The sequence below is a fragment of the Ignavibacteriales bacterium genome (assembly GCA_026390595.1).
In the GTDB taxonomy this organism is placed as follows: Bacteria; Bacteroidota; Ignavibacteria; order UBA10030; family UBA10030; genus UBA9647.
Genome location: JAPLFQ010000032.1, coordinates 112,470 through 118,469, shown reverse-complemented (window position 1 = coordinate 118,469; position 6,000 = coordinate 112,470). Strand labels below are relative to the sequence as shown.

General features: G+C 53.6%; 7 protein-coding genes. All 7 read left to right on the top strand.

The window, feature by feature from the left end; genetic code table 11:
- Nucleotides 1–742 (top strand): OmpA family protein (locus NTU47_17500; GenBank protein ID MCX6135606.1); only part of this gene is annotated, 742 nt, incomplete at its 5' end.
- On the top strand, nt 726–1,142 hold the full coding sequence (fliW, locus tag NTU47_17495) for a flagellar assembly protein FliW (GenBank protein MCX6135605.1): 417 nt from the start codon (nt 726–728) through the stop codon (nt 1,140–1,142). The genes NTU47_17500 and fliW, both read left to right, overlap by 17 nt.
- Nucleotides 1,143–1,145: 3 nt before the next feature.
- Entirely contained in the window at nt 1,146–1,400 is a 255-nt protein-coding gene (gene csrA / locus NTU47_17490; GenBank protein ID MCX6135604.1) for a carbon storage regulator CsrA, read from the top strand.
- 70 nt (nt 1,401–1,470) lie between these two features.
- Entirely contained in the window at nt 1,471–2,343 is an 873-nt protein-coding gene (gene motA, locus NTU47_17485; GenBank protein MCX6135603.1) for a flagellar motor stator protein MotA, read from the top strand.
- Nucleotide 2,344: 1 nt separating this feature from the next.
- Nucleotides 2,345–3,142: an OmpA family protein gene (locus NTU47_17480; protein MCX6135602.1), complete on the top strand. Its 798-nt coding sequence runs from the start codon at nt 2,345–2,347 to the stop codon at nt 3,140–3,142.
- Complete coding sequence (locus NTU47_17475) at nt 3,135–4,343, top strand: response regulator (protein MCX6135601.1); 1,209 nt, start codon at nt 3,135–3,137, stop codon at nt 4,341–4,343. The genes NTU47_17480 and NTU47_17475 overlap by 8 nt, the downstream gene beginning before the upstream one ends.
- 18 nt (nt 4,344–4,361) lie before the next feature.
- A complete protein-coding gene (locus NTU47_17470) occupies nt 4,362–5,744 on the top strand; it encodes a sigma-54 dependent transcriptional regulator (GenBank protein MCX6135600.1) in 1,383 nt (460 codons plus the stop codon).
- Nucleotides 5,745–6,000: the final 256 nt, after the last annotated feature.

Below are 6,000 nucleotides of genomic sequence, written 5' to 3'. Positions count from 1 at the left end.
GAATTCCGAACGATGGTTACTGACGTACGCCGACCTCATTACGCTCCTTCTCGGATTGTTTGTTATACTGTATGCCATGTCGAAGATCGACACCGAAAAATACAGTCAGGTCGTTGCAGCTCTCGGCGGCGTATTTGGCTCGCCCGAAGCGACTTCGGTGAAACTCAGCGTTGTGGACGTAGTCAAGACGCTTCCCGAGTTCTACCGGGAACGGGCACGGATCGAGGCCGACATTCGCAAGGGACTGAATCTGGGTTCGAAATCGCTTCCCATTTCAATCACGCAGGATGAGCGTGGAGTCACCGTGCACTTGCAGGAACAGTTCCTGTTTGCCTCTGGAAGTGCGGATCTGAAAGCGACATCCCTGGCGACACTTGATCAGCTGGCTGAGGCATTGAAGAAGATGACGAATGATGTGCGGGTTGAAGGGCACACCGACAATGTCCCGATTGCCACTGGAGCGTTTCCGTCGAACTGGCATCTGTCCGTCGGACGCGCAGTCAACGTCGGATACTATCTCATCGGGAAGCACGGGATCAAGGCAGACAAGGTTTCTGTGGTCGGGTATTCAGAGTACCGCCCGCTTGCGCCCAACACGTCTGATGAGAACCGGGCCCGCAACCGGCGCGTCGACATTGTGATCGTGGCGGAGAGTGCCTTGAAGAAGGATGAGGCTGCGACGCCGGAACAGCAATTCATGAATGATTCAATGAAGGAGAAGCAAAATGAAATTCACCAATAGGCAGTTCGGTGAGGTGGAATACGATGAAAAGCACGTCATCGAGTTCCAGGAGGGGATCATAGGGTTTGAGGAACTCAAGCGCTACCTCATCGTCAACGACGAGGAAAGTGAACCCTTCCGGTGGCTTGTCTCGCTCGAGGATGAGGACCTCAGTTTCGCAATGATCGACCCGGCGCTGATCGTCAGCACGTACCAGTCGAGCCTCTTCAAGGATCTCGATGTCACTGTATTTCTCATGGTGGCGCTGAAGGATCCATTGGAGGCGTCGACGACGAACCTCCGGAGTCCTGTCGTGGTCGAGAACACCTCGCGGCAAGGACGCCAGCTCATTCTCGATGACGAGTCTCTCTCTGCCCGTCATCCGCTGTTCTCTCATCAATCAGTACTTGTGGAGGGATGATCCATGCTCATCCTCAGCCGGAAAATCGAAGAAGCCATCAGGATCGGCGACTCGGTCACGATCAAGATATTGGGCATCCACGAAGGACAGGTGAAGATTGGGATTGAAGCGCCAAAAGAAGTCAAAGTCTATCGTTCGGAACTTTACGACCTGATCCAGAAAGAAAATCTGCAGGCTTCGAAATCGGAGAAAGTCTCGGTGTCGAAGGCAGCACTGGTGTTACGATCGAAAAACGTCAAACAAGACAAACAGTCATAGAAGGGGACGGAGGCCCGATTTGAGTGCGGGACTCGCGCCCCTTCGGTGATGCTGGTCAACGGAGTGAGCCATGTTTGTGATTATCGGATGTGTTGTTGTTCTTGCGTCGGTTCTTATCGGGTTCACGATGCATGGAGGACCGCTCGGGGTTCTTCTCCAATACAATGAGTTCGTCATCATTGGAGGAGCATCGATCGGTTCTATGCTGGTGGGAACGCCGCTAGCCGTACTGAAGAAACTGGCCGGTTCCTTTGGGAGCATCTTCAAAGGCGACCCTTACACCAAAGAAGAGTATCTGAGCCTTTTGAAGTCGATGTACGAATTGTTCAATGTTGCGACGCGTGACGGGCTGATAAACGTCGAATCGCACATTGAGAACCCGGAAAAGAGCCCGATTTTCTCGAAGAACCCCTTTCTTCTCAAGCAGCATCACGCACTCTGGTATCTTTGCGATACCATGAAACTGCTGCTGGGAGGCGGAGTCGCCCCGCATGACCTGGAGGCAATGCTCGATGCAGATATCGAAGCGCACCATGCCGAACAAGCGCCGGTAGCCGCTGCAATTACGAAGATGAGCGATGCGCTCCCGGGGCTTGGAATCGTGGCGGCTGTATTGGGAATTGTTATAACGATGCAGGCGATCAATGGCCCGCCGGAAGTGATCGGGGAGAAAGTCGCCGCAGCGTTGGTGGGGACCTTCCTGGGGATTCTCATGTGCTATGGTTTTGTGGGTCCCCTGGCGGGGCACCTGGAACAATTGCAGGCGAGTGAATCACGGTATTTCGAGTGCATCAAGGCCGGCGTTGTTGCTTACGCGAAAGGGAATGCGCCTATCACCGTTGTGGAATTCGCGCGTCGCAGTATCTGTGGTGCAGTCCGTCCCTCATTCAAAGAGCTTGAAACAGCAGCCCGTTCGGTGAAGGCCGCGCCAGCAGGAAACTGAAATGACAGGAAACTCCCGAAATCCGGAAGTCCCCATTATCATCCGCAAAAAGAAAGGCGGGCACGCGGCGCATCATGGGGGGGCGTGGAAGGTGGCGTACGCCGACTTTGTGACCGCCATGATGGCTCTGTTTATAGTCTTGTGGATCGTGGGCCAGAGCAAGCAGGTCAAGGAGTACATGGCGGCCTACTTCAAGGATCCGGGAGCGTTCTCAGAGAACACCAAAGGGGGAGGCGCGTTCGAATTCAATAAGGTCGCCGTTGGAGAGCACTTGATGGAGGAGAACCTCAAGCGCCAGGAAGAGAAGCTGAAGGAGATGGGGGAGAAGATCATGGAGACAATGCAGAAAACTCCAACTCTCAAAGAACTCGCGAAGCAAATCAAGATCGAAATCACCAAAGAGGGGATGAGGATCGAACTGGTTGAACAATCGAACAAAGTGTTTTTCGACGTTGGCACTTCGCATCTGAAGGAAGACGCGACGAAAGTACTGGCGATTATTGCAGCAGAGTTGAAGGCGATGACGAATCACGTTGTGCTCGAAGGACATACGGATTCACGGCAGTATCAGAGCACCGACGGATATACGAATTATGAGCTCAGCGCGGACCGTGCCAACAGCGCACGCCGGATCTTGATGAAGAACGGGCTGGAGGGTGCGAGAATTGACGGTGTGATGGGATACGCGGACAGGCATCTCAGAAACCCGTCCGATCCGTTCGATGTCGTGAACAGGAGAACCAGCATCCTTGTGCAATATGAGAAGCAGGGCGAAACCAAGGGAAAGAAGAATGAGTGAGAAGACCCGGGTGCTCATCGTCGATGACGATGACTCCCAAAGAGAGATATTGTCGGCCGTGCTCCGCAGCGAGTCATCCTATGACGTTCTCTGCGCAGGGAACGGGGCAGAAGCGCTCCTTCTCGTCGGGGAAAAACATCCTGCGATCATTATCAGCGACATCTATATGTCGGTGATGGATGGCGTAGAACTGTGCCGGAGTGTGAAGAGCGACAAAGCCCTTCGCGAAACGATGTTTATTCTGCTCACGGGCAGCGACGACGTAGGAGACAAAGTGAGGGGCTTCGACAGCGGAGCTGACGATTATGTGACCCGTCCTGTACATGCTGAGGAGTTGTTGTCCAGGGTCCGGGCGTCCCTGCGCATTCGCGCCATGCACGACGAAATGGTTGAAGACCGCAAGGCGCTCGCTGAGTTGAATCTCATTCTGGAAGAGAGCTATACCGGCGTGCTCCAACTTCTCATTCATCTGATCGGCTTGCGGGTTCCGAACGCATCTGCTCGGGCGGAACGCTCTGAGCAAATGGCCCTCTGGATCGGCGCGAAGCTCGAAATGAATGGAGCCGATTTGCAGACCCTCGGCACGGCCGCGAGGCTGCACGAAATCGGCAAGGTGAGTTTCCCGGACGAGTTGCTCCGCAAAGAGCGTCCTGATCTCTCAGAAGATCAACGGAATGAGCTCGAGAGTTTCCCCAACCTTGGCCAGCTTATTCTTGGGGGAATCCCGAAGCTCAAGGACGCGAGCACTCTCATCCGCTACCAGTTGGAAAACTATGACGGCACCGGGTATCCGGACAGGTTGATGAATCAGCAGATTCCTCTCGGTTCAAGGATCCTCAGGCTCGCCAATGTCATAGAACAATTACCTGTTGCAAAGGGCTTCACGCGGCAGGATCAGCTTGAAGCAGTGCGAAGGGCGAAAGGGACTGTTCTCGATCCACGTGTTGTTCAGCTTGCCGAGGAGTACCTTCAGATAGTCGAGAATCCAGCCTGGATGGAGGGAAAGCGGCAGGTCAACATTCTTGAACTGCAGGCGGGAATGGTTCTTGCCCACGATCTCGTGACCGGTACGGGAACGAAGCTTCTCCCAAAGGACTCGGCTATCGGGATCACACACATCGAGAAAATTTTAGCACACCATCATTTCGATCCGATCGTCAACAGTATCTACGTCTACAGCTCCACGCAAAACCAATCCTAGGAAAGCGAAAGAGTCGCCATGGGTAAACAGCCGATTTCGATCCTTGCCGTTGATGACTGCGAAGATTTTCTGGATGCCCTGAGCCATATGCTTGAGCAGGAGGGGTACGAAGTCGCGAAAGCTGCCGATGGAGTAGAAGCTCTCGCTCTGTTTCAAACGCAGCCGTTCGATCTGATGCTGCTGGACGTGAACATGCCGCGTCTGAATGGTCTTGAGCTCCTGAAGTGCATCAAGCCGAGGCACGGTGACTGTGAAGTGATTGTATTGTCCGCCGTCGATGAGGTCAAGATCGCCGTCGAATGCATGAAACACGGCGCATATTACTATGTCACAAAGCCGTACTCCTCGAGCGAGCTCCTGTATCTCATCGAACGGGCGCTCGAGCGCAAGAAACTTCTGTTCCTGAACAAAGTGTTCAAGGCGGAGCTCTCCCGGCGCGCCCTCTCGAGTCATATCATCAGTCGAAACCGTGGGTTTCTTGAAATGCTGGATCTCGCAGAGAGATCCGCTCCTTCGGACTCCACAATCCTCATCGAAGGTGCAAGCGGTACGGGCAAGGAGCTTGTCGCCAACTTCATTCACGCCAACAGCTCGAGAAAAACGCAGTCGTTCATGGCGCTCAATTGCTCTTCGATTCCTGAAACGCTTATCGAAAGCGAATTGTTCGGTCACGAGAAGGGGGCCTTTACCGACGCAACGAGTACCGAGCAGGGGTTGGTGGAGATGGCCGATGGAGGTACTCTCTTTCTTGATGAAATCGGCGAGATGTCCCTCACCGTTCAACCCAAGGTGCTGAGATTCTTGCAGACAGGAGAGTTCCGACGCGTTGGCAGCAACAAGAATCTCAAAGCCGACGTACGTATCGTTTCCGCCACAAACAAGGACCTTCGGCAGGAGGCCGTAGCCCGGCGGTTCCGGGAAGACCTTCTCTTCAGGCTGAATGTGATTACACTGCAGCTCCCCTCCTTGAGGGAACGCAAGGATGATATACCCCTGCTCGTTAATCATTTCCTTCGGCAGCATGCGGGTGCAAAGGAACCGAAGCGGCTTGACGAGAGAGCACTCGAAGTCCTGATGAAGTACGATTGGCCGGGAAATGTGCGTGAGCTGGAAAATGTCATGGAACGGGCGGTCATTCTCTCTCAAGATGATGTCATCTATTTCGACGATCTTGCCCTCCCGCTCAAGTCGAGACCCGCTCATGATTTGTCCTCGAAAGTTGCGAATGCAGGAATTCAGGCCGGGAGCCCCGTTTCAATGACGGAGATGCAGCGGGCTCACGTTGCGGGCGTGTTGAGGGCTGTCAGCGGCAACAAAGAGGTCGCTGCGAAGATTCTTGGGATGAGTGTCAAGACCCTCTATTCCAAGATGCAGGCGTACAATCTTGGCGAAGTCCACTAGGAGGATTCTGAAATACAAAAAAAATGACGACCACAAAGACACGAAGTCTCAAAAATGTCTTCAGGATATTCAAATCCTCTCAAAATCGAGTTTCTTGATACAGACTTTCGGGTCTTTGTGCCTTCGTGGTGAAAGAAACTGGTTTTTCTGCAAACTCCTAGTACCGCTTTCTGGCATTCGGCGAACTGTGGACGTTTCTTCTGATTGCTCCTGAAGGAAGCTCTGTCCGAGCACTTCCCAGTGTCATCGCTCGTGT